The sequence below is a fragment of the Enterobacter sp. NFIX58 genome (assembly GCF_900110475.1).
In the GTDB taxonomy this organism is placed as follows: Bacteria; Pseudomonadota; Gammaproteobacteria; order Enterobacterales; family Enterobacteriaceae; genus Enterobacter; species Enterobacter quasiroggenkampii.
In genome coordinates this window covers 556,828-580,504 of sequence record NZ_FODW01000002.1, presented here as the reverse complement: position 1 = coordinate 580,504, position 23,677 = coordinate 556,828, and the positions used below count along the sequence as shown (strand labels likewise).

Sequence of the window (23,677 nt, the reverse complement as noted above, 5' to 3'; positions counted from 1 at the left end):
CTGGTTTATCTGAATCTCAATCGATAAAACTGTGATCCCTGCACGGTTGTAAATATAGTTCACCGTCTACGCTTTTGAACATTATTAAATCTAAAAATCATTTGTTCAATAGCGGAGCGATGATGACCTCACTTCTCGACGCGCGGAATATCAGCAAGCAGTTCTCAGGCGTGCCGGTTCTAAAAGGCATTGATTTCACGCTGCTTGCGGGCCAGGTGCACGCGCTGATGGGCGGAAACGGCGCGGGAAAATCGACGCTGATGAAGATCATCGCCGGGGTCGAGACGCCGGACGGCGGTGAACTTTCCGTCGAGGGGCAGTCATATGCGCGGCTGACGCCCGCACAGGCGCACAGGCTCGGCATTTACCTCGTGCCGCAGGAGCCGCTGCTGTTCCCCAACCTGACGGTGCGGGAAAATATCCTGTTCCGCCTGCCGCGCGAGCGCGATCGGGAAAAGCAGCTGGCGGAGAAACTTGAGCAGCAGCAGTGCCAGCTCAACCTCGACGCCGCCGCCAGCACCCTGGAAGTGGCGGATCAGCAGATGGTGGAGATCCTGCGCGGATTAATGCGCAACGCCCGGATCCTGATCCTCGACGAACCTACGGCCTCCCTCACGCCGGGCGAAACCGAACGGCTGTTCCGCCAGATCCGCGCGCTGCAGGCACTCGGGGTCGGGATTGTGTTTATCTCGCATAAGCTGCCGGAAATTCGCGTGCTGTCGAGCCACGTCTCGGTGATGCGCGACGGCACGGTGGTGCTGAGCGGTGAAACCGCGCAGTTCGACGATAACGCCCTGATTGCCGCCATGACGCCGGTGAGCCGGGAGAAATCCCTGAGCGATACGCAAAAGCTGTGGCTGGCGCTGCCGGGCAACCGTCGCACCCAGCCGCAGGACTTTCCGGTGCTGCGGGTGGAGGATCTCACCGGAGAAGGCTTTATCGATCTGAGCCTTGAGATCTACGCCGGAGAGATCGTCGGCCTTGCAGGGCTGGTGGGATCCGGACGTACCGAGTTTGCCGAAACCCTCTACGGCCTGCGGCCGGTACGCGGGGGACGCATCTGGCTGGAGAACCAGGAGATCGCCAACGAGCCGGTGCGCTCGCGACTAAACAGAGGCCTGGTCTACCTGCCGGAAGACAGGCAGGTGTCCGGCCTGTTCCTCGACGCGCCGATCCGCTGGAACACCGTGGCGCTGAACGAGCCGTCGCTCTGGCAGCAGCGCAAGCGGGAGTCTGCGGTGGTGGAGCGCTATCACCGGGCGCTGGGGATCAAGCTCAACCATGCGGATCAAACCGTGCGCACGCTCTCCGGTGGCAACCAGCAGAAGGTGCTGCTGGCGCGCTGTCTGGAGGCCAACCCTTTACTGCTGATCGTCGATGAACCGACGCGCGGCGTGGACGTCTCGGCGCGCGCCGATATCTACCAGCTCATCAAAAGCGTGGCGGCGCAGAACGTGGCGGTACTGATGATCTCAAGCGATCTTGATGAGTTTCCGGGCCTCGCGGACCGCGTGTTGGTGATGCACCAGGGCGTGCTCAGCGGCGAGCTGCCACGCCATGCCGTCAGCCTCGATCGCATGATGGCGCTGGCGTTTGGAGGGCAAGCATGAAGATCTTACTGAAAAACCGCGAGCTAAGCGCGTTTCTCGCCATTCTGGCGCTGTTCGCCGTGCTGGTGGCGCTTAATCCCTCTTACTTCAGCCTGCAGACGCTGGGGATGATTTTCGCCAGCTCGCAGATCCTGATCCTGCTGGCCATCGGTGCGGCGCTGGTGATGCTGACCCGCAATATCGATGTCTCCGTCGGCTCCACGGTCGGGCTCTCCGCCATTGCCGTCGGCGTGGCTCTCAACAGCGGCTACAGCCTGCCCGTTTCCATTCTCTTCGCGCTCATGGTTGGCGCGCTGGCCGGGGCGTTCAACGGGTTGCTGGTGGTGGGGCTGCGCATCCCGGCGATCGTCGCCACCCTCGGCACGCTGGGGCTGTACCGTGGAGCGATGCTGCTCTGGACCGGCGGAAAGTGGATTGAGGGGTTGCCGCCGGGGTTGAAATCCCTCTCTGAGCCTGCGGCCATCGGCGTGTCGCCCCTTGGCATGGTGGTGTTGATTATCGTGGTCACCGGCGCGTGGACGCTGTCGCGCACCGCGTTCGGGCGTGATTTCTACGCGGTGGGGGATAACCTCGCCGCCGCGCGGCAGCTGGGCGTAGCGGTGAACCGCACCCGCATGATCGCCTTTACCCTCAACGGCATGCTGGCGGCCTGCGCCGGGATTGTCTTTGCCGCACAGATTGGTTTTGTGCCCAACCAGACCGGCAGCGGGCTGGAAATGAAGGCCATCGCCGCCTGCGTCCTCGGCGGCATTTCGCTGTTGGGCGGCACGGGCACGCTGATCGGCGCGTTGCTCGGTGCGTTCTTCCTCACCCAAATCGACACAGTGCTGGTGCTGTTCAGGCTTCCTGCCTGGTGGAATGACTTTATCGCCGGGCTGGTGCTGCTGGGCGTGCTGGTGCTCGACGGGCGTCTGCGCCAGGCGCTGGCGCGGCATCAGCGGGCGCTGAAGTATGGTCGCTTCCAGCCGGGTAACAGAGGGGGAAAGCACGTCACCCCCTTTCCCAAACGCAAAAAAGAGGTGGCGTAAATGAGGCTTAACTGGGAAAGCGCGCTGCTCATTTTGCTGGTGCTGGAGATCCTGCTTTTCGGCGCCATCAACCCGCGCATGCTCGACATCAACATGCTGTTGTTCAGCACCAGCGATTTTATCTGCATTGGCATCGTGGCGCTGCCGCTGACGCTGGTGATTATCAGCGGCGGGATCGACATCTCCCTCGGCTCGACCATCGGTCTGTGCGCGATTGCGCTGGGGGTGATGATGCAGGCCGGGTGGCCGATGGCGGTCGCCGTTCCACTGACGCTGCTGCTGGGACTGCTGTGCGGGCTGGTAAACGCGGCGCTGATCCACTACACCGGCATCAGCCCGCTGGTGATTACCCTCGGCACGCTCTACCTCTACGGCGGTGGGGCGCTGCTGCTCTCCGGCATGGCGGGGGCCACGGGCTACGAGGGCATCGGCGGCTTCCCGGACAGCTTTACCGCCTTCGCTAACCTCACGGTATTTGGCCTGCCGATCCCATTGGTCTTGTTCGCGGCTATCACCTTCTTCTTCTGGCTCATTACCCACCGCGGGCGCTTTGGGCGCCATCTGTTCCTGATTGGGCAGAACCCGCGCGCGGCGCGCTATGCGGCGCTGTCGGTGAACGGCATGCCCTACGTGCTGTACGGCCTGGTAGGCGTAGCCTCGGCGATTGCCGCGCTGGTAATGGTCTCCTATTTCGGCTCCGCGCGTTCGGATCTGGGGCGCGATTTACTGATGCCTGCGCTCACCGCCGCCGTGCTCGGCGGGGCCAATATCTACGGCGGGTCAGGTTCGGTTGTCGGTACGGCGCTGGCGGCGCTGCTGGTGGGGTATCTGCAGCAGGGTTTACAGATGGTCGGCATCCCCAACCAGGTGTCGAGCGCGCTGTCAGGGGCGCTGCTGGTTGTGGTGGTGATGGGGCGTTCGCTGAGTTTGCACTTGCACCGCGAATGGGTGCGATCTCTCTTTAGAAAACTATCCGGAGCGTAAGATGAAAACAAAACTGCTCGTCCTGGCAATGGCTCTCAGCTTCGCTTCGGCGCAGGCGGCGGACCGCATTGCCTTTATCCCGAAGCTGGTGGGCGTCGGCTTCTTCACCAGCGGCGGCAACGGCGCGAAAGAGGCGGGGAAAGATCTTGGCGTGGACGTCACCTACGACGGTCCGACCGAGCCGAGCGTTTCCGGCCAGGTGCAGCTCATCAATAACTTCGTCAACCAGGGCTATAACGCCATTATCGTCTCCGCCGTGTCGCCGGACGGATTGTGTCCGGCGCTGAAGCGCGCGATGCAGCGCGGCGTTAAGGTTCTGACCTGGGACTCCGACACCAAACCGGAGTGCCGCAGCATCTACATCAACCAGGGGACGCCGGAACAGCTGGGCGGCCTGCTGGTGGAAATGGCGGGCAAGCAGGTCACCAAACCGAATGCCAAAGTGGCGTTCTTCTACTCCAGCCCGACCGTCACCGACCAGAACCAGTGGGTGAAAGAGGCGAAGGCCAAAATCGAGAAAGATCATCCGCAGTGGCAGGTCGTCACCACCCAGTTTGGCTATAACGACGCCACCAAATCGTTGCAGACCGCCGAGGGGATCTTAAAAGCGTATCCGGATCTGGATGCGATCATCGCCCCGGACGCCAACGCCCTTCCTGCCGCGGCGCAGGCGGCGGAAAACCTGAAGCGGGAAGGGGTGGCGATTGTCGGCTTCAGCACGCCAAACGTGATGCGCCCGTACGTTGAGCGCGGCACGGTGAAGGCCTTTGGCCTCTGGGACGTGGTGCAACAGGGCAAAATTGCGGTCAATGTCGCCGATCGTTTGCTGAAAAAAGGCGATCTTAACGTCGGCGACAGCGTGGACGTAAAAAACATCGGGGCGCTGAAGGTCGAGCCGAACAGCGTGCAGGGCTACCAGTATGAGGCGAAGGGCAACGGCATCGTGCTGCTGCCGGAGCGGGTGGTGTTCACCAAAGAGAACATCAGCAAATACGATTTCTGACGGGGGAGCAAATGGCTGATTTAGACGATATCAAAGACGGTAAGGATTTTGGCATCGGCACGCCGCAGCAGAATGTGCCGTTCACGCTGAAGGGCTGTGGCTCGCTGGACTGGGGCATGCAGTCCCGCCTGGCACGCATCTTCAACCCGCAGAGCAACCGTACGGTGATGCTGGCCTTTGACCATGGCTACTTTCAGGGGCCGACCACCGGCCTTGAGCGTATCGATCTCTCCATTGCGCCGCTGTTTGGTGAAACCGACGTGCTGATGTGTACCCGCGGCATCCTCAGGAGCCAGGTGCCTGCTGCGACCAATAAACCGGTCGTGCTGCGCGCCTCCGGTGGTAACTCGATTCTGGGCGAGCTGTCCAATGAATGCGTGGCGGTGGCGATGGAAGATGCCCTGCGCCTGAACGTCTGCGCGGTGGCGGCGCAGGTCTATATCGGCAGCGAGTTTGAGCATCAGTCGATTAATAACATCATCAAGCTGGTGGACGCGGGGGCGCGCTACGGCATGCCGACGCTGGCGGTGACGGGCGTGGGGAAAGAGATGGCGCGGGACGCGCGCTATTTCTCGCTGGCCAGCCGCATCGCCGCCGAAATGGGGGCGCAGTTCGTCAAAACCTACTACGTGGATGAAGGCTTTGAAAAGGTGACCGCCAGCTGTCCGGTGCCGATTGTCATCGCCGGGGGCAAAAAGCTGCCGGAGCACGAGGCGCTGGAGATGTGCTGGCGGGCGATTGACCAGGGCGCGTCGGGCGTGGACATGGGGCGCAACATCTTCCAGTCCAGCGCGCCGCTCGCCATGCTGAAGGCGGTGAAAAAAGTGGTTCACGAGAACTGGAATGCCCGCGATGCGTTCCAGTTCTGGCAGGAAGAGAAACAGGGAGAAGCAAAATGAATGTGACGCTGGTGGAGATCAACATTAAGCCCGAGCGGGTAGACGAGTTTCTGGAGGTGTTTCGCGCCAACCATGAGGGAGCGATCAAGGAGCCGGGGAACCTGCGCTTTGACGTGCTGCAGGACCCACGCGTGAAAACCCGGTTCTTTATCTACGAGGCCTACAAAGACGAAGAGGCGGTGCTGGCGCATAAGCAAACGCCACACTATCTGGCGTGCGTGGATAAACTTGAGGAGCTGATGTCGGAGCCGCGCAAAAAGCGCAGCTTCGTCGGGCTGTTGCCGGAGTAACCTCGTGTCCGATGACGTGCTTTTGCGCGTCATCGGAAAGAAAAGCGTTCGGGCTATCCTTTGGCTTTCTGAATCGCCATGATTAAGGCATCAGCAGAAAGATTGCCGGACATAACGCTAATGCGCTGAATGACAGGATCTTTTTCCTGAGGTAAAACGACAAACGCTGGCATGTTGGTAAAACCGATCTGCTTCACTAGCGTCACGTTTTCCTGTAATGCTTTGTTTGCCGACCCGGCTGAAGGCAATTTTTTAAAGATAAAACGCACATCCGGATTGGCATGGATAAGCTCTTGTGTGATGTTGCAGTTCACACAGTTTTCCTCCACGAAAGCCACCACGGCGGCTTTTGCGTCAACGGGGCCGACGACGGGATCGCCGGCGGCAAGTAACCGATCGCGATGGAGCACGGCATTTTGCACCATGGCTTGCTGCTGGGCTATCTGTTGACGCTGGCGAAGGCTTTCGCCCGCCGCAACCAAAAACTCAGGATGCTCGGCAAGATAGGTCGAGACAATTTCCCCTATTTTTTCAGGGTGTGCAGCGAAATAGGCTTCTGCCGCTTTTCCTGTTTGCTCGATCTGCTGGGGCGTGGCGGGCTCTGCCTGCGTTGCGGTGGAGAAAACAAGTGCCGCAGCAAGGGGGACAGAAAGGCGACAAAGGACGGTAGGGACTTTCATACTATTATTCCGTAAAAAAGTAAGAACTGGACTACGACAAAAGTGTTTGCATTCGAACAGGCATAATGCGGCCATAGTCATTAATCGTTTGCCAGCGTACCTGGCACAGCGCGGCGTCTTTACAGCCTTCGAGCTCGCGCTTGCTAAAAGGGGCGACAACGCCGCCGTCGGGTATGTTCTTCCCCCCGAGGCTGAGCTGATAAAGCGTGATGTAATAAGGCGTTGGGTTATACACGACGACCTTACTTTTGCTTCGCGACCAGCGTAGAGCCTGATAAGCATCATCAGGATTACCGGTGAGCCCGGCGGGGCGATAAAAAAGTTTAAAGCGTGAACGCACTGCAGTCTGAACGCCTGCGGAGTGCTTGTTCGCAGAAGGAATGGCCGAAACGCTTAACGTGAACAGCGTTTCGCGATCTTCAGGTATGACGCCTCCCGTAAATATCAGGCGAACCGTGTTTTCACGTTCAGGATGCAATGAAAACAGCTGTGGCGTGGCGACAAATGCCGATTGCAACCCGGGCGGGGTATCAGAACCTGCCCAGAGGCCGCCTGGCTCGACTTTGGTGTAGATCAGGTAAGAAGCGTCAGAAGGGTTACGGACAGAAAAACTGATTGATTTCTCTCGTTCCGGATAGACAAAACGTGTTCCACCGATCGTGACCCCAGCCCTTGCCTGGGGCACGGCCATCGAGAATAAAAAGAGAAGCAGCATCGTCGCCGGGAATAAACGTTCACGCATAATTAAGAATAAATGTCGTCGTCGCATTTGCCGTCCCCGTGGTAACGGTACTGGCAGTGGCAATGTAGCGGGCGTAAAAATGCAGAATGGCGTCGCTTTGATGAGGGATAATCAAGACGTCCTGGCTTTTACTTCCGATGGAAATCAGCGATTTGTCCTGATTGTAAATACCTACACCGATGCCCGTCGCATAGCCTTCACCGCCGATGAGCGTGAGCAAATCGGGGTTTACCGTGTCGGGTGTGCCATCAAAGGTAATACTGACGGAGCCTTCTGTTCCGGCACAGTTTTCCACATTAATGGCAAACGGGTGATAATCGGCCCCCATACCCGGTTGGGTGAAGTAGAGGCTTTGAACGCTGTCCATTGGGACCGTCAGCGTCTGTGAGTCAGGCGCGATAGTGCACGTCTTTTTATGGATAACGCCAGTGATATAAATTGTACCGTCGTGCGCCAGTGTACATTCAGAAAACAATGCCACCAGAAAAAGCGCGGTGAATATCATTGTTAATTTTTTTTTCATTTCCGCATCCTACTGATAGAGCAAATCAAAATACATAATGGCCGTTGCATTCCCAGGCGTAACCGCTGGCAGAGTGGATTTATACCGTAAATTAAACGTCAGGCTATTATCGCCTTGCTTTAACGGATAGATTGCTGATTCCACATTATTTATCTTGATTGGATTCAGTTCGGCATTGAGAAGCTCTACGCCAACGCCGGTCGCCATTTCGGTGGCCGTGCCTTTACCCGTGTCGCTCAGGGCTAACAGATCGGGATTATTACTATCGGGCGTACCGCTGAACCAGACTTTTGTTCCCTGGATGGCACGTGAACAATTATTCAGGTCGATGGTAAACGCTTTTTCTGGCGACGTTGTTCCCGGTACTGGAAATTCCGATGCGTCAAAGTCGCCCAGATCAACCGTTTGTTCTTTACTGTTCACATCAACATCACAGGACTCACCAATAATGGTGCCGAATATCTGGAGGTTAATTGACGCGCCATCATCCGCATAGGTGACCGGCATTCCGGAAAACAGCATCACCAGCGGGAAAAAATAAACGATTTTCATTATTCACCCCTTACGCAAAATCGATACGTAAACATGCCAGAGCTGTGAAAACACCTTCTGCTGGAGCATTGCCTGTGGTGCTGATAGGGTAGGTTTTTAACGTTACATCGGCATGGCCCGTATCATCAGTAATAAAATCAGCGACACTGGACGTGTCGTTAGGGATCATGACGGTGCCATTTTCGTTGGTTACCACGACGCCAACATCTTTATTATCGGTTGCAAGCGCCTGACTAACGTGCGTGTCTGCTGTTGCCACCAGTCGAAGTGTGAGATGCGCGGGTGATATCACGTCCGCATTACATTCCACAGGAACGTTAAAGGTTTTTACCGGCGCGTTATACGGCTTCTCACCGACGGTCGTGAATGAAGAACTGTTTAGTTTTCCCAGATCAACAGTGATCACCTGTCCCGCATTAATGACGCAGTTTTGCGGCACGGTTACGGCGCCGTTGTACGTAATTTGATAAACAATAGTATTCAGCGGGTCAGTGTTCGTTGTTGTAACATAAACATTGAACATCACTTTATTGGGGATAATCACCGTGCCAATAAACGGTTTGACAATTTTTATTCTGAACACCAGATTGGAATCATATACTGAAAAGGGTTCGTTAAGATCTTCTTTATCGACCCTCCAGTCTTTCCCCATATGGATGTAATCCGCAGGGGGATAATAATCACCAATATCAGAGTCGGTAATGCGCATCGCGCCCGCGATATAGGTTGGATCGAGGCTCATATATTTCCACTGATCTTCTGTGAAGATAACCGGAAAGGGGCTTCGGTATGAACGATAGGTTCGAGAATCCCCGTCAGGGTGTTGCGCGCATATGGCTTCGACGCCCACATCCTGTGACTTAATCAGTTCAACAGCCTTTCCTAGCTGGTTTTCTTCTTTGGTCAACGTCGTTGACAGATCGTAATTTACAATCGTAATGCTATTTGAAAAATTATGGCAGATCACCGCCAGGCTTTTCGCTGACGTGACAAGACTCAGTAATAAAATAAAAATACGTAATTTCACCTATCGGCACTCCGCTTTTAAACGCACGAGGGACTGCTTTGTTTCAGTTAGCTTATAGATCGCAATACATTTTTTATCGCGGGTGTCGCCCCATTGCGCCGTCAGGGTGCCTGTTGAGCCCAGCCCTGACAGATAAGCTTCGCCGTTCTCGCCTACAATCGTGTCTCCCCCTTCATCACCGCGCGTGACAATGGCACCAAAGGGCACCGGTTGACCGTTATGAATTAATGAGATCATGGCACGATTGCCGGAGCGGGCTTTGAAGGTCGCGCGTACAAGGGCACCCTGGGTGGGAACAACCTGGGTAACGGCCTCGTCAATGTCCAGGTCGTCGCTCAGGGAGTTGGTATTCAGCGCCATACGGTTACGGTGGTATGCGCTGGCGTACGGCACAACGGCATAGCCTCGCCAGTCAGTGTGGATCCCGGGTCCGTCTTCAACCTTAACGTTGCTTGCGCCTGGCGCTGCGATCAGGACATTGGTATCGCCTAACGGCTGGCTCAAGGTAATGCCATTGCGGTGGGCGACAATACCGCCGCTGAGGCCATAGTTTATCTGTTGGTAATCGCCGTTATTACTGTAGTTGTACCCCAGGTTCGCATTACCGTAGGCGCTATCATATTCCGTACTGACGCTACCGCTGGCACCGGCATGCTGATTTTGATAACCCTGCTGAACGCTGTAGCTCAGGTTATTATCCTCAAGCAGCGTTCCGTTAATGCCCGCTGTGTTGGTAACCCTACCATTATCATCGGCGCTCATGCCGTAAGTGGTATAAATGCTGTTTAAACGTTTGGTCACGTCTCCACCCGGGTGGAGCCAGAGATTAAGCGGGAATGAGAGCGTTAACGAATAAATGCGATCGCTGTTGCTCATGCCTGGCGCTTTATTGTAGTTATACGTCAGGTTATAGCTCACGCCTGCTGCCGTTCCGCTATAGCCTAGCTGCAGAAGCGTGTTTTTTTCATCGGTATGCCAGTATGTTTGCTGACTGCCGTTGAGGAAAATCGACCCGGCCTGACCCAATTGCTGGGAAATATTGGCCTGTAACTTACCGCGTTTGGTGTAGTAGAGATTGTAATAATCAGTCCACACGGGCTCATGGTCTTCGGTGCCGTTATTCGGATCGTCCTGGCCGATATACCCTTTCATCTGCTTATAGGTGGTTTCATCCAGCGTATAAAAACCGGATGTTGAGTAGCGATAACCTAACAGCTGAAAGTTGGTTCCAACGTTGTTCAGCGATTTTGCATATAAAAAACGTATTGATTGCCCGCTGTGTGAGCTACCGTCGCTCAGTTCGCTTTGGGCATGGGTGAAATCGGCCGAGACAGCACCAAAGTTACCCAGGTTTACGCCGGAACCGGCGGCAAAGGCGGCGTATTTTTCCGTCAGCTGAGAACCGCCATAAACCGTAAACCCTTTGGGTAAACCCCAGATGAGCGTTCCCTGGACAAAGTTCACGTCCTCTTGCTGATCGCTGCTACTGCGATAACGGGCAGCGGTAGCGGAATATTTTACGCTACCTTCACGCTGTAAAACCGGAACCGCAGAATAGGGTACGGAGTAACTGTTGATCGTACCGTCAGATTCTTTTACCTCGACATTCAAATCGCCGCTGGATGAGGTGGGGTAAAGATCGGTAATCGCAAATGCGCCTGGCGGGACATAGCTTTGATAGATGGTGTAACCGTTTTGTTTAACCGTCACCTGCGCATTGGATTTCGCGATCCCGCGAATGGTGGGGGCAAAACCCTTCATGCTATCCGGCAGCATGTTTTCATCCGAATTGATCTGCACTCCCCGAAACGGCAGGCTATCGAAAATATCCGACGTTGTGTAATTTTCACCTATTGTGAGCTTGCTCTTCAGTGGGATAACGGCACGTTCAACGTAGGTTTTAATGTGCTGCCAGTCTGTGTAAGTCTCTGAACCGCTGCTGCTGTAGTTCCATGTGGAAAAATCCCGCAGTCGCCAGGGACCCAGGTTAAACCCGCTGTTCATTCCTAAAAAGTAGTTGTCGGTTGTCGAACCATGATCGCCGCTATTACGGCTGTGTGAACCCGTGAAGTCGTAATTCAGCAACAGGGCATTGATCCCTTCATCCCATTGTTCTGGAGGAATATAACCACGTGCGTTATTACGCAGCGCAGCTTGCGGGATGCTGATATCCAGGCGTTGCCGTTCAAAATCAAAAAGGGTGCTGGCCGCAGGGATGGCAGAAGGTAAGTCCGCACACTGGCTCTCTTTTTCGTCTTTCAAGCCTGGAAATGCATCGACATTAACGCCCATTGCATCCAGTGATTTGAGCGATAAACAGGGCGCGAGCCCCGTATCATCATCTGTGGGTTTTGACACCTTACGAATATTAAAGGTGATGTCGCGCGTGGCGATAAAATTGTCATTCAGCCAGACGTCTACGCGGTAAACTCCGGGCGCCTGACCTGAAGTACTAAAACGGGATAAATCCGCAACCGCAGCAGGATCGCTTGAGAGGAAGGCAGGGTTGAAATAATAGTTTGCATCCGCGCTAACGGATGATAAGGCACCGAGCATGGCCAGTGTGAGAGGGGCCAAACGATGAATGACAATCCTTGTCTGATACTTACGACACTTCATTTTTCCTGCCTGCTTCAACGCGCTATGTTCGTGTTTTTTCGGGAACGTTATGCTCCAGGGCATGACTGAACAGGTGTGGTAGCACCAAAATCATTAACCGTCTGGAAACTCACCTGGCTCCCGCTTCCTGCCGGGAGATCAATGACCAGACTGTTCATGGGCGAAACCATTGTGTTTGTTAATTTCGCGCTTCCGACTTTGAGTTGAACCAGAGAAACGTAATAAGGCGATGGGTTTTTGATGGTCAGTTTGCCGTTAGCCAGCGCGCAACGCAGCGACTTTGGCGCATCAATGGACGGCGTCGGTAACTTTTTAGGACGAATAAAAAGCTTAATAACGCTTTGGGTCGCAATCTGCAGCGTATTTCCCTGCAACTTGCTTTTATCGACCGCCGGGATGGCTTTACTGTTGAAAAAAAAGACGCTTTCTCTGTCCGTAGGCAGATCCGGTCCAGCGTACATTATTCGCACAGTGTTTTCTTTTTTTGGATGCATCACAAAAAGTGGGGGAGTAACAATAAAATCCTGAGATTTTGACTGGTCAGCATTTGCTACCCAGGATTGCACTAAAAAGGCATTGTTCTCGGAAGTATTCGTAACAGGCAACGAAACCTGCTTATCACCCTGCGGATAAATGATTCGCGTTGCGCCAAGGCCGATACCACCAGCGTGAGCCATAGTCAGCATTGAAGCGGCTAATAAGAAAGAATGAGTAATCAGCTGGCTGATAAAAGTTGCTGGAGTAATTCGTGTCATTTATATTTCACTTTCTTAAATATATAACTGAATACACAGGACACCGTATTTCGTTTAATCCTCTGTATTCAATACATATAAAAATGCGTGTTTACATTGAAAAAACCTCCTTCACACCGGGGCGTGAAGGAGGTTCAACAACCTTCCGTCCAGATCAGGAATAAACCATCTGGAAGGTTGCCGTAGACGCTACGTTACCCGGTGTTGCCGCGCCAGTTGCGATATAGTCAACGCTCAGTGGAATGATATTTTCACCGTTAATCAGACCGATCGCTGAAGACGTGGTTCCCAGGTCAAGTTTTTTACCGTCAGGGCCAAACAGTTGCAGAGCAACGTTCAGCGCAGACCCTGCACCCGCTGTATTCGCCATCGCACCCGGCTGAGTGGCATCCTGCTGGGCGTTGAAAATGACGGCTGCATTTTGGCTCACGGTCGTGTCGCAGTCTTCCAGCTTGATGTGGAAATCTTCTTTCTGATTGGCCAGCATTCCGCTTTCAGTCAGTTTTACGGTACGAACCTGGCTAAGAATTACGGTCTGGTCGACGGAGTCTGCAGCGACTGAACACGCTGCATTCACAACCTGACCTACGAAGTTAACGGTACCGCCACTTACCGTTACCGTTGTGCTTTCCGCTTGTGCATTCATGGTTACAGCGCTTGCCATTGTGGCCGCAACAACCATTGCTAAGACATGCTTTTTCATACAAATCCTTTTAAATAAACAGTTCTCTGTCAAGTTGAAACAAAATTGTAAATACCTGAATCAAATAATGCTGGTTTAAAAAGCCTTGATATACAGCATTATACAATAAATATGTTTCGCACATTCTCATGATGTTCCGGGGAATTATTTTATGCGCTGATAAATATTATATCAATCTGTTGATTTCTCATTTTAAATTAGAAATTCTAAATGTATTTTTAACTTTATCTTTATTAATTTTTAGTATGAATTAGTACAGTAAATACTCGCCGCGGTGAAATTTTGCGGGTTTGTATCGCTGAGATTGATAATTGGAGTGTATTATTAAGCGTTGTCTTACAGTAAAGATTAAAGATTAAATATTTAATTTCGGGCTGAAATTACACGTCAAGGGAAGAGGCTATTCATTTTCATTATGGAATACTTGATTACAAATTGAAATGATTCGCGTCGGCGCTAACGTCACCTCTTCTTGCGAAAGCTGTACGGTCCGGGAATGAAGTCAATATCTGTCAACTCTGTTCCCGGACCGTACAAAAGAAAAGAGGAATAATTATATTTCTTCCACTTTTACCCGCAGCGCCACCAGCGCTTTACGCGCCGCTTTCAGCACCTGCTCACACTGCTCAATCGTCAACGTCAGCGGGGGTTCCACGCGGATGGTTTTTGAGTTGTTGAGCGTGCCGGCCACCAGCACCCGCTGGCGGAACATCTCGCTCGCGAAGCTGTAGCCGATTTCGTTGTCAACAAACTCAATGGCCATCAGCAACCCTTTGCCGCGCGCATCCTGGATCAAATCCGGGAATTCACGGCCCAACTGGCGGAAGCCATCCAGCAGCATGTCGCCTTTTTGCTCCGCCTGCGCAGGCAGGTTTTGCTCCAGCAGCACGTTGATGGTCGCCAGCGCCGCCGCACAGGCCAGCGGGTTACCGCCAAAGGTGGTGGTATGCAGGAACGGATTGTCGAACAGCACCGAGAACACCTCTTCGGTAGCCACCGTTGCGCCAATCGGCATGACGCCGCCGCCCAACGCTTTCGCCAGGCACAGAATGTCCGGTTGAACGTTCTCGTGCTCGCAGGCAAACATCTTGCCGGTGCGCCCCATTCCGGTCTGGACTTCGTCGAGGATCAGCAGCGCGCCAAACTCATCGCACAGCTGACGCACGGCAGGCAGATAGCCCTGCGGAGGGAGGATGACGCCGCCTTCACCCTGAATCGGCTCCAGGATCATCGCCGCCACGTCATCGCCGGTTTTACGGCATTCGCTCAGTGCGGTGCGCATGGCGTGAATGTCACCGAACGGCACGTGGCGGAAGCCCGGCAGCAGTGGCATAAACGGTTTGCGGAACGTGGATTTCGCGGTCGCCGACAGTGCGCCCAGGGATTTACCGTGGAACGCGCCGCTGGTGGCGATGAAGGTGAATTTCCCGCGCGGCGACTGGTACGCTTTGGCGAGCTTAATCGCCGCTTCGACCGATTCCGTGCCGCTGTTGCTAAAGAAGCTGTATTTCAGTTTGCCGGGCGTTAAGGCCGCCAGCGTTTTCGCGAGCATGGCGCGAAGCGGGTCGAGCAGTTCCTGGCTATGGAGAGGTTGTTTCGCAAGTTGATTCTGTACGGCGGAAACCACAACTGGATTACGGTGCCCCACGTTGAAAATTCCAAAACCTCCCAGGCAATCGATAAACTCCTGTCCCTGGGTGTCGACAAGCGTGTTCAGACTTCCCGCTTGCCACTCTACGGCTCCGTAATCCCCGCCGGCGGTAACAGATTTGCGATACTCCAGAAACCCTGGATTGACATGCTCTTTAAAGTAATCGATGACCTCTCGGTTAAGTTGTTTCATCTCCTCATGATCAAGCGTTCGCTTCTCAATGAGATTCAGTGCGTGCGCGGTACAGGCAAGAGCCGAGGCGCTGGAAGGTAACCTGTTCAAAATGTGCTCCCGGGGATCGCGTATCACATGATACTGGTTTAAGTATTGCAGGGATTACGCCACTTCAGATGCCTTAACGAAAATCGGGATAAACGCCAGGTTAAAATAATGTTGCACAATATTTAATCATGCCGATAGAAGCCAAACGAGATTTAGCGGTACGGGGCAGAGAGTATAAAGAAGGGGGTAAAAGCGCCGCTGCACTAAAGAAGTGCATATGATGCGACTTAAGCGGGCATTAACGGGTCATGCTTTGTGGGTAATTTCTCTGCGAAAGTATTTGAAATCAATGGATTAAAAAAATCGTACAAAAAGTATGGTTTAAGTCAAATCTGCGATCTCCATCAAGTTTAACAACTAAAGATAAATTGTTTACCGCCGAAAAAACAATGACCCACAAAATTAACATTCAAATAACCTGCAAGGGATGCACGCCATGTCCTCTCCAACCTATGTCACCCAGAATGAATATCCTCTGGACGATGACACCACCTTAATGTCTACCACAGACATCCACAGCTACATTACCCACGCCAACGACACCTTTGTGCAGGTGAGCGGTTACCAGCTCGATGAGCTGACGGGCCAGCCGCACAATATGGTGCGCCATCCCGATATGCCAAAAGCCGCGTTTGCCGATATGTGGTACACGCTGCAGCAGGGCGAGCCGTGGAGCGGGATTGTCAAAAACCGGCGCAAAAACGGTGACCACTACTGGGTGCGTGCTAACGCGGTGCCGATGGTGCGCCGCGGGCAGGTGACGGGCTATATGTCGATTCGCACCAGAGCCACAGCGGAAGAGATCGCCGCCGTGGAGCCGCTCTACCGGGCGCTGAACGACGGGCGCTGCAAAAAACGTATTCACAAAGGGCTGGTGGTGGGAAAGGGCTGGCTGGGCAAACTGCCGGCCATGCCGCTGCGCTGGCGCGTGCGCAGCGTGATGGCGGTGCTCTTTGCCGTACTCGCCGCCACGCTGGCCGCGACCTCCGCAGGCTGGACGCCGCTCGCCGCGGCCGCGGTGGCGATGCTGCTGGGAACGCTGCTGTTTGAGCAACAGATTGTCCGCCCGATCGAGAATGTGGCGCGACAGGCGCTGAAGGTCGCCACCGGCGAGCGCAATAGCGTGCAGCACCTGAACCGCAGCGACGAGCTGGGCCTGACGCTGCGCGCGGTAGGGCAGCTTGGCCTGATGTGCCGCTGGTTGATCAATGACGTGTCGAGCCAGGTGGTGAGCGTCCGTGACGGCAGCGACAGGCTGGCGCAGGGAAATGAAGATCTGAACGATCGTACGCGTCAGACCGTCGCGAACGTGCAGCAGACCGTCGCGACAATGAACCAGATGGCCGCGTCCGTTCAGAGTAACTCCGAAACCGCCGCCGAGGTGGACAAACTCTCCGTGGCCGCGAGCAGCGCGGCCACGAAAGGGGGCAATGCGATGCAGACCGTCGTTAAAACGATGGATGACATTGCCGACAGCACGCAGCGAATTGGCTCGATTACCTCTCTGATTAACGATATCGCTTTCCAGACCAATATTCTGGCGCTGAACGCGGCGGTTGAAGCGGCAAGGGCAGGCGAGCAGGGTAAAGGGTTTGCTGTGGTCGCGGGCGAAGTCCGCCATCTTGCCAGCCGCAGCGCCAGTGCGGCTAATGATATTCGTAAACTCATTGATGCCAGCGCCAGCAAGGTGCAGTCCGGCTCTGAGCAGGTACACGCTGCGGGCCGTACGATGGATGATATCGTTGTGCAGGTGAAAAACGTGACGCAGCTTATCGCCCAGATCAGCCACGCGACCTCCGAGCAGGCAACCGGGTTATCAGAGTTAACCCGTGCGGTGGCTGAACTTGACAGCATCACGCAGAAAAACGCCGACCTGGTGGAGGAGAGCGCGCACATTTCTGCCATGGTGAAGCATCGCGCCGGACGTCTTAAGGATGCGGTGACCGTGCTCCATTGAGTCAGTCATGTTCCAAAAAAGCCGTTTATACCATAAGGAATAAACGGCTTTTTATTTTTCCCATTGTGACTATTAATGTGGTTTATTGTTAATTTAATATTAAATAACTAAAGAAAGTGCCTCAGTTATTTATTCCTGCCTAAGTCAGTTCTTCAGAATCCTGTTTCAAAAATACCCCGTTTGACGGTCTGGTAACGATCGATGAAGCAATATTAATAGCCTACACCTATGCATTGTGAGGGTTATGAAATAAAAAAACGATCAAAGTCATAAAGTTAGCCAATCCGTTACCGATAACAGCGATCGTCTGAGAAATAATCACATCGATGGAGTAAATATGTTCTTACATGACGTAAAGATCGGCACGAAATTATTTCTGGCGTTTGGGTTCTTTATTGTCCTGATGGCGATCAGCGCAAGTGTGTCTTTGCTGAGCCTGAACCGGGCAAATAATGGGATGCAATCCATTATTACCCATGACTATCCGACCACGGTAAAAGCGAACCAGTTAATCGATAACTTCCAGGAATTTATTAGCACTCAACAGCTGATGCTGCTGGACGAGCAGGGTACTTACACGGGGCAATCTCAGCAGCGCCTGAAAGAGATCAGCGAGCATATTACGGTGATTCTGGGCGAGCTGAACAACGCCTTGCAGGATCAAAAGTCTCAGCAGGTGCTGGCGGATATCCGCAGCGTGCGCCAGCAGTATCTGGATTCGCGCTATCGTATTTTGCAGGCAGTGCAGAACAACAACCGTGCGGGCGCCATTCAGGAGATGATGACCACCACCCTTGCCGTGCAGCAGGCTTATAAAGCGAAGGTGAAGGAGTTGATTGCCATTCAGAACAGCGAGATGCAGCGTGCGGGTACGCAGGTGGAAGGGGATTTCAGGTCTAACCGTCTGCTGCTGATCCTGCTCACGCTCTTTAGCGTTGCGGCAGGCAGCCTGATTGGCTGGTTTATCGTGCGCGCTATCACCCGCCCGCTCGGTGAGGCGGTGAATTTCGCAAAAGCGATTTCAGAGGGCGATCTGACGGGCAGCATCACGCCGCACGGCAAAGACGAAACGGGCTTGTTGCTGCATGCGCTGATGGAGATGAAGACGCGACTGCTGGACATTGTGCAGCAGGTGCAGACCGGCTCGGAGAATATCTCCAGCGCAGCCGCGCAGATTGTCGCCGGGAACCAGGATTTGGCCGCGCGCACGGAAGAGCAGGCAAGTTCTGTCGAACAGACCGCCGCCTCGATGGAGCAGATCACCGCGACGGTGAAAAATACCGCCTCGCATACCGGTGAAGCGACCAATCTTTCTGCCGATGCCGCCACGGTGGTCAAAAACAACGGTGAGATGATGAAGCAGGTGACCAGCAAAATGCGCCTGATTAATGAGACTTCCAACAGGATGTCCGACATTATCGACCTGATCGACGCCATTGCATTCCAGACCAACATTCTGGCGCTGAACGCGGCGGTGGAAGCGGCGCGCGCCGGTGAGCATGGCCGTGGCTTTGCGGTGGTCGCCGGTGAGGTGCGCCAGCTTGCCCAGAAGAGCGCGTCGTCTGCCAGCGAAATCCGGGAGCTGATTGAGAGCTCCACCAGCCAGACCCAGGACGGGATGAACCTGGTCGAAAAAGCGAGTGGGCTGATTAACGGCATGGTCGGCAACGTGGAGGAGATGGATGCGATCCTGCGTGAGATCCGTCAGGCCAGCCATGAGCAGACGGAGGGGATCTCGCAGATCAACAGCGCGATTGGCCTGATTGACGCCACCACCCAGCAAAACTCCGCGCTGGTGGAGGAGTCCGTCGCGGCGGCGGCATCGCTTAATGAACAGGCGATGCACCTGAAAGAGCTGGTACGCGTCTTCCGCGTGAGCGAGCACGCACCGGCTTAATCCAGCTGGGAGATCTCCAGCGCCGCGCGGTCAATCACGCCGATAATCTGCTTAAGCTGCGCGTCGCTGAGCTCTCCCTGATTTACCTTCAGGTCCAGTACCGCCTTGAAGTTATCCAGCGCCCGCTTCATCTGCGGGTTTTTGCGTAGCTGAAAGCCGACGCTGCGCGCTTTGATACGCACCTGGATCTGTTCCAGCTGTTCCTGGTTTTCATCCAGCCAGCGTTGTCCTTCAGCGGTAATCGCAATGCGCTTACGCCCGTTTTCTTCTTCCGTAATGGTGATAAATGTCTGATCCTGCAGATAATCCAGGGTGGGATAGATGACGCCCGGGCTCGGGGTGTAGTTTCCCTGCGTCAGGTTCTCGATCTCTTTGATCAGCTCGTAGCCGTGGCTTGCGCTACGGGTCAGGATATCCAGAATCACCAGCCGTAGATCGCCGTGGCCAAAAAAGCGCGGCCGACGCCCGCCGCCATCGTGTTCGTGTCGCATAATATGCCCTTCATTTTGATATATCTAAACTATATCTAAGATATATTCAGATGCAATCTAAAAGATCTTGCATTTTTCCTTATTAGTAATCATTATCATTTGAAAATTGATTTAGATATATCGTATTCACCAGAAAAGGGTCTAAAAATGGCATCTACCCGTTATCCACAGCGTGTTCGTAATGACCTGCGTTTTCGCGAACTGACGGTGCTCCGCGTTGAGCGCGTCAGCGCGGGGTTCCAGCGCATTGTGCTAGGCGGCGAGGCGCTGGAGGGCTTTAGCTCCCGCGGTTTCGACGACCATACCAAAGTCTTTTTCCCGGCACCCGGGACGACGTTTACGCCGCCGGCGGTCACCGATGAAGGCATCGACTGGGGTGACGGCGTGCGTCCGCAGGCGCGCGACTATACGCCGCTCTACGATGAGGCCCGTCATGAGCTGGCGTTGGATTTCTTCATTCATGACGGCGGCATTGCCAGCGGATGGGCGCTACAGGCGAAGGTAGGCGATAAGCTGACCATCGGCGGCCCGCGCGGTTCGCTGGTGGTGCCGGAGGATTACGCCTGGCAGCTGTACGTGTGCGACGAGTCCGGCATGCCCGCGCTGCGTCGACGCTTAGAGAGTATTGCGCAACTGCCGGTTCGCCCGGATGTGCAGGCGGTCGTGACGGTTGGGGATGAATCGTATAAGGACTATCTGGCGCACCTGAGCGCATTCAACATCACCTGGGTGGTGGGCCACAGCGAGCAGGCCGTCGCGGACCATCTGGCGACGCTGACCGTTCCGGGGGACGATTACTTTATCTGGCTGACCGGGGAAGGGAAGGTGGTGAAAAGCCTGAGCCGTCAGTTTGAAGCCGACGCCATTGACCCGCAGCTGGTGCGTGCCAGCGCATACTGGCACGCCAAATAATCAGGCTGCCGAATCCAGCTGCGCTTCGCTCACCTGATGTTCGAGCGAGGCGCGGACCTCGTGCAGCGCTTTCTCCTGCTGAGCAAAGTACGCTTCCATATTGCTCAGCGAGGAGACCAGCAGCCAGGACTCCTCTTTCTCCAGCTCCGCCAGCTCGTTCACTAAGGTGTCGATCTGCTCGCGGACCTGCGCCATTTTTTTGCGGATACGTTCCAGATCGTTCAGCCTGTCGCTGGCCATCAATGGCTCGAAGCCCTGCTGCAGGCGGGCCACCAGCGAGCGAATGGCTTTCACATCGCCGCGCTGCTTCGCCTGGTTAAGCTGCACCATCATGTTGTTGGCTTCTTCTTTCAGATCGTCCGCCACCAGATCCGGGTGGCAAAGCTTGCTCGCCTGCCGCCAGAGACGCTTGAGTTCGTTCTGGTCCTCTTGCGAAAGATGCTTACCTTTGCGCAGCCGCACTTCGGCATCGTGATGCTGTTCGCGATACTTCTCGTACTCTTCGTTGGCCTCGTCGCGAGCCTGACGCGCAGGCTCCTCTTCGCGCGTTAAGCCGCTCTCCAGCTCCTGCGCTTCGGCCAGCAGGTTGGCAATCAGATTGCTTTGCTGCTCCAGATGCTTACGTGCCTCGGCGGCCTGGACGGAGTCAGCCGGGAGATCGCGCCAGCGCTGGGTGAGCGTCGCCAGCACCTCTACCGCCTGCGCCATATAGTGCTGGCAGCGACGGTAATCCTCCTCGCGACGACGCGCTTCCGCCTGCTGACGACGCAGGTTCAGCTCCGCCAGCGTTTTACGCAGGGCGAGGATCTGCTGCATCAGCGGCCCGAGGCGGGAGAAATAGAGATCGTTGAACTCATCAAGCTGCTGCACTCGCGCGTTGCGGCGGTCAATCAGATCGCGCAGACGCTCTTCCAGCGCCTTCAGCTCCAGCTTGCTGGCCGCCACCTGCGGATCGCGCCACGGGGTCACGGCGCGCTGGCCCTGCAGCCAGGCGGTAATGGCCGCCATGGCCGCAGTGTAGTTCTTCTCCTCAAGCGCCACGACGATTGCCTGTAGCTCATCGTCAAACGCTTCATTTTTCAGGCGTGTCAGCTGGCTCTGGATGATGTCGTCATCTTCCAGTTCAATGGCATTTTTAATGATTTCTAGCCGTTTGATCGGTGTGCTCATGATGCCTTTCGCTTTGGCGCTTAAGTATTTGAGTTAAGGTTAGTTGTTGTAAAAGCTACAGGAAATAATACACACGGATGATGATCGGCGCGATGGGGGATTTCTTTAGTTTTGCAGTTTGTGAGTAAAGGAACAGGAGGGTTTGAGTTTACGGTTCCCGCTCTGCCAGTGTTACCACGCTTGAAGAGTGAGCCAACATTGGCGATTCGTTGTACAGAAAGTATTAATAAACTCTTCAAAATCCAACGGCACGCGCATTTTTATTACACTAAACCTAAATTTATTTTTTTTAGTTGACCTTTATATCTATGAGTGATTTGTTAATAGCATTCAGGGATGTTAATGCCTCGGGGTGTCTCTCTGAAAAATAAGCAAGGATATATATAAAGGTAACGGTATGCGATTTTTAAAATATATAATTATTCCAGCAATAGTGAGTCTTTCTGGCTGCAGTACTTTCTTTCCTGAGCCGAAAATGTACACGCCACCGCCGAGTAGCGAGGATGTCGCTAAGCTTCGTCTCATTGGGCCGCCGATGAGTTATGGCATCTATCAGTATGATAAATCTGGTAAAGAAACAGGTGGGTGGGTACTTAAGCACAATCGTTATTTGAACCCTTTCCTTGGGTCGACGAAAGATATTGGTCTCCCTAAAGTCACGGGGAAGAAATACGATAAAGATTATTTCGAAACGTTGATTGTGCCAGATGAAAAAACCACTATCCAGCACGCTTTATATCAGGGATGTAATGTATCGCTGACTTTCACGCCAGAAAAGAAAAAGATCTACGAAGGGCATATTAGCTATAGCGATAAAACGGGATATTGCGTGCTTTATATGAAAGAAGTCGCGCTTGATACCGTCAATGGCATTTATGTTGAAAAGGATTTTGTACAGTGAAAGCCATTAACTTTTTAGGTGTGGCGTTAGCCTGTCTCCTGAGCGCCTCATGTGCATCGAACTACGACGGAACCAAGGCGACAAGCCTGGCTCAGTATTCGGAAAAAGAGATAAAGCAGAAGCTGGTCCCAGAGGTCACGACCCGCAAAGATGTGCTGATTGCTTTTGGCGTACCAGCAAATACGGCTGACTACAATAATACGCGCCACTGGGAGTATACGTCGCAGATCATCGATCGTCGTATCTATCTCATCATTCCTCTTAATCTGGATCGCAAGCAGCACCTGTCCGTCGATTTTTCTGACAAAGGAATTCTGACTTCTTACAACTACATCGAAAAATAGCGTTTAAAATCAACCAAAAGGCTGGCGAATCTCGTCAGCCTTGGATTCAGTATCCTCAGCTTACTTCGCTATAGATCCCCACCACGCGCCCTACCGTTTTTATCTCGTCGATACCGCATTCAAAGGGAACCTTGCCGCCCGCCACGTGAAGTTTTTTCCCCGGCAGCAGCGTCAGATCGCGGATGCTGGCGGTGCCTTCAATCTCAACCAGCCACAGTCCGTCGGTTAACGACGCCTCTTTTTCGATAAAGTGCAGTTTCCCCTCCGCGCGGACGGCGATGCCGCGCGTCAGCGGTTTGCTAAAGAAAGCAGCGTCGATACTCAAAATGGAATTTTCTTCCAGCCTTCCGTCACTGAGTGTGAATGTCGCAACCGAAACGGGATCGCCCGGGGCGGGGTTTCCTGCAAACTGCGCACCCTGGCCGGTCATCAGCCAGCGGAGGCTGGCGCCAGTGTCCAGCGCACACTGAACCGCAAAGTCGTAAGAGATGGTACCGCGCGCGTAGCGGTTCTGAAGCGAGCTGGCGGCGATATTAAAGTGTCGGGCCAGCTGGATTTTCTGCGTGAAACCATATACCTGACAGATTCTATCGAGCAATTCTTCATTATTCACTTGAGAATCTAGTATCAAAATATATTCCTTTGGGTGTTTACTAA

Annotated in this window: 23 protein-coding genes; 11 read left to right on the top strand and 12 right to left on the bottom strand. The window is 54.2% G+C overall.

What is annotated here, in order from left to right; all coding sequences use genetic code 11:
- Positions 1 to 122 precede the first annotated feature (122 nt).
- Genes lsrA through lsrG form a run of 6 tightly spaced genes read left to right on the top strand, consistent with a single transcriptional unit; the run spans position 123 to position 5,814 of the window.
- The gene (lsrA, locus tag BMW97_RS12435; RefSeq protein ID WP_045910057.1) at positions 123 to 1,610 is read left to right on the top strand and encodes an autoinducer 2 ABC transporter ATP-binding protein LsrA; all 1,488 of its coding nucleotides are present in this window, start codon (positions 123 to 125) and stop codon (positions 1,608 to 1,610) included.
- Positions 1,607 to 2,638: an autoinducer 2 ABC transporter permease LsrC gene (gene lsrC, locus BMW97_RS12430; protein WP_045910056.1), complete on the top strand. Its 1,032-nt coding sequence runs from the start codon at positions 1,607 to 1,609 to the stop codon at positions 2,636 to 2,638. The genes lsrA and lsrC overlap by 4 nt, the downstream gene beginning before the upstream one ends.
- Entirely contained in the window at positions 2,639 to 3,622 is a 984-nt protein-coding gene (gene lsrD / locus BMW97_RS12425; RefSeq protein ID WP_045910055.1) for an autoinducer 2 ABC transporter permease LsrD, read from the top strand.
- 1 nt (position 3,623) lies between these two features.
- Entirely contained in the window at positions 3,624 to 4,625 is a 1,002-nt protein-coding gene (lsrB, locus tag BMW97_RS12420; protein WP_045910054.1) for an autoinducer 2 ABC transporter substrate-binding protein LsrB, read from the top strand.
- 11 nt (positions 4,626 to 4,636) lie between these two features.
- The gene (gene lsrF / locus BMW97_RS12415; RefSeq protein ID WP_032653516.1) at positions 4,637 to 5,524 is read left to right on the top strand and encodes a 3-hydroxy-5-phosphonooxypentane-2,4-dione thiolase; all 888 of its coding nucleotides are present in this window, start codon (positions 4,637 to 4,639) and stop codon (positions 5,522 to 5,524) included.
- Positions 5,521 to 5,814, top strand: a complete 294-nt coding sequence (gene lsrG, locus BMW97_RS12410; protein WP_003862606.1) for a (4S)-4-hydroxy-5-phosphonooxypentane-2,3-dione isomerase — start codon at positions 5,521 to 5,523, stop codon at positions 5,812 to 5,814. The genes lsrF and lsrG overlap by 4 nt, the downstream gene beginning before the upstream one ends.
- Positions 5,815 to 5,867: 53 nt before the next feature.
- Here the strand turns inward: lsrG and BMW97_RS12405 are convergent, their stop codons facing one another.
- From BMW97_RS12405 to ygjG, 9 genes are all read right to left on the bottom strand, one after another.
- Positions 5,868 to 6,494 (bottom strand): hypothetical protein, encoded by a 627-nt coding sequence (locus tag BMW97_RS12405; protein ID WP_052714387.1) that lies wholly within the window; start codon positions 6,492 to 6,494, stop codon positions 5,868 to 5,870.
- A 31-nt stretch (positions 6,495 to 6,525) separates the two neighbouring features.
- Entirely contained in the window at positions 6,526 to 7,263 is a 738-nt protein-coding gene (locus BMW97_RS12400) for a fimbrial biogenesis chaperone (RefSeq protein WP_254783053.1), read from the bottom strand.
- The gene (locus BMW97_RS12395) at positions 7,229 to 7,759 is read right to left on the bottom strand and encodes a fimbrial protein (RefSeq protein WP_052714386.1); all 531 of its coding nucleotides are present in this window, start codon (positions 7,757 to 7,759) and stop codon (positions 7,229 to 7,231) included. Before BMW97_RS12395 ends, BMW97_RS12400 begins: the two co-directional genes overlap by 35 nt.
- A 9-nt stretch (positions 7,760 to 7,768) precedes the next feature.
- Positions 7,769 to 8,311: a fimbrial protein gene (locus BMW97_RS12390; protein ID WP_045910052.1), complete on the bottom strand. Its 543-nt coding sequence runs from the start codon at positions 8,309 to 8,311 to the stop codon at positions 7,769 to 7,771.
- A 10-nt stretch (positions 8,312 to 8,321) separates the two neighbouring features.
- Positions 8,322 to 9,338, bottom strand: coding sequence for a fimbrial protein (locus tag BMW97_RS12385; protein ID WP_045910051.1), 1,017 nt, complete (start codon positions 9,336 to 9,338; stop codon positions 8,322 to 8,324).
- A complete protein-coding gene (locus tag BMW97_RS12380; RefSeq protein ID WP_045910050.1) occupies positions 9,339 to 11,957 on the bottom strand; it encodes a fimbrial biogenesis usher protein in 2,619 nt (872 codons plus the stop codon).
- 47 nt (positions 11,958 to 12,004) lie between these two features.
- Entirely contained in the window at positions 12,005 to 12,643 is a 639-nt protein-coding gene (locus BMW97_RS12375; protein WP_254783054.1) for a fimbria/pilus periplasmic chaperone, read from the bottom strand.
- Between the two features lie 223 nt (positions 12,644 to 12,866).
- A complete protein-coding gene (locus BMW97_RS12370; protein WP_045910048.1) occupies positions 12,867 to 13,415 on the bottom strand; it encodes a fimbrial protein BcfA in 549 nt (182 codons plus the stop codon).
- A gap of 553 nt (positions 13,416 to 13,968) precedes the next feature.
- A complete protein-coding gene (gene ygjG / locus BMW97_RS12365) occupies positions 13,969 to 15,348 on the bottom strand; it encodes a putrescine aminotransferase (protein ID WP_045910047.1) in 1,380 nt (459 codons plus the stop codon).
- Positions 15,349 to 15,784: 436 nt separating this feature from the next.
- On the opposite strand from ygjG, the gene BMW97_RS12360 reads away from it, so the two are divergent.
- A complete protein-coding gene (locus tag BMW97_RS12360; RefSeq protein ID WP_045910046.1) occupies positions 15,785 to 17,305 on the top strand; it encodes a methyl-accepting chemotaxis protein in 1,521 nt (506 codons plus the stop codon).
- 337 nt (positions 17,306 to 17,642) lie between these two features.
- The gene (locus tag BMW97_RS12355; RefSeq protein ID WP_045910045.1) at positions 17,643 to 19,202 is read left to right on the top strand and encodes a methyl-accepting chemotaxis protein; all 1,560 of its coding nucleotides are present in this window, start codon (positions 17,643 to 17,645) and stop codon (positions 19,200 to 19,202) included.
- On the opposite strand, the gene BMW97_RS12350 is transcribed toward BMW97_RS12355, so the two are convergent.
- Positions 19,199 to 19,693 carry a PadR family transcriptional regulator gene (locus tag BMW97_RS12350; RefSeq protein ID WP_045910044.1) on the bottom strand — a complete coding sequence of 165 codons (495 nt, stop codon included), beginning with the start codon at positions 19,691 to 19,693 and terminating at the stop codon, positions 19,199 to 19,201. The two genes, BMW97_RS12355 and BMW97_RS12350, sit on opposite strands and share 4 nt — an antisense overlap.
- 147 nt (positions 19,694 to 19,840) lie before the next feature.
- Here BMW97_RS12350 and BMW97_RS12345 point away from each other — a divergent pair, with 147 nt between their 5' ends.
- Positions 19,841 to 20,605, top strand: a complete 765-nt coding sequence (locus BMW97_RS12345) for a siderophore-interacting protein (protein WP_045910043.1) — start codon at positions 19,841 to 19,843, stop codon at positions 20,603 to 20,605.
- Here the strand turns inward: BMW97_RS12345 and BMW97_RS12340 are convergent, their stop codons facing one another.
- Positions 20,606 to 21,775, bottom strand: coding sequence for a coiled-coil domain-containing protein (locus BMW97_RS12340; RefSeq protein WP_045910042.1), 1,170 nt, complete (start codon positions 21,773 to 21,775; stop codon positions 20,606 to 20,608). It lies immediately after the preceding gene.
- Between the two features lie 397 nt (positions 21,776 to 22,172).
- Here BMW97_RS12340 and BMW97_RS12335 point away from each other — a divergent pair, with 397 nt between their 5' ends.
- Positions 22,173 to 22,676, top strand: a complete 504-nt coding sequence (locus tag BMW97_RS12335) for a hypothetical protein (RefSeq protein ID WP_080347321.1) — start codon at positions 22,173 to 22,175, stop codon at positions 22,674 to 22,676.
- Positions 22,673 to 23,020 (top strand): outer membrane protein assembly factor BamE, encoded by a 348-nt coding sequence (locus BMW97_RS12330; RefSeq protein WP_045910041.1) that lies wholly within the window; start codon positions 22,673 to 22,675, stop codon positions 23,018 to 23,020. Before BMW97_RS12335 ends, BMW97_RS12330 begins: the two co-directional genes overlap by 4 nt.
- Positions 23,021 to 23,075: 55 nt before the next feature.
- Here the strand turns inward: BMW97_RS12330 and BMW97_RS12325 are convergent, their stop codons facing one another.
- The gene (locus tag BMW97_RS12325) at positions 23,076 to 23,651 is read right to left on the bottom strand and encodes a phage repressor protein CI (RefSeq protein ID WP_045910040.1); all 576 of its coding nucleotides are present in this window, start codon (positions 23,649 to 23,651) and stop codon (positions 23,076 to 23,078) included.
- Positions 23,652 to 23,677: the final 26 nt, after the last annotated feature.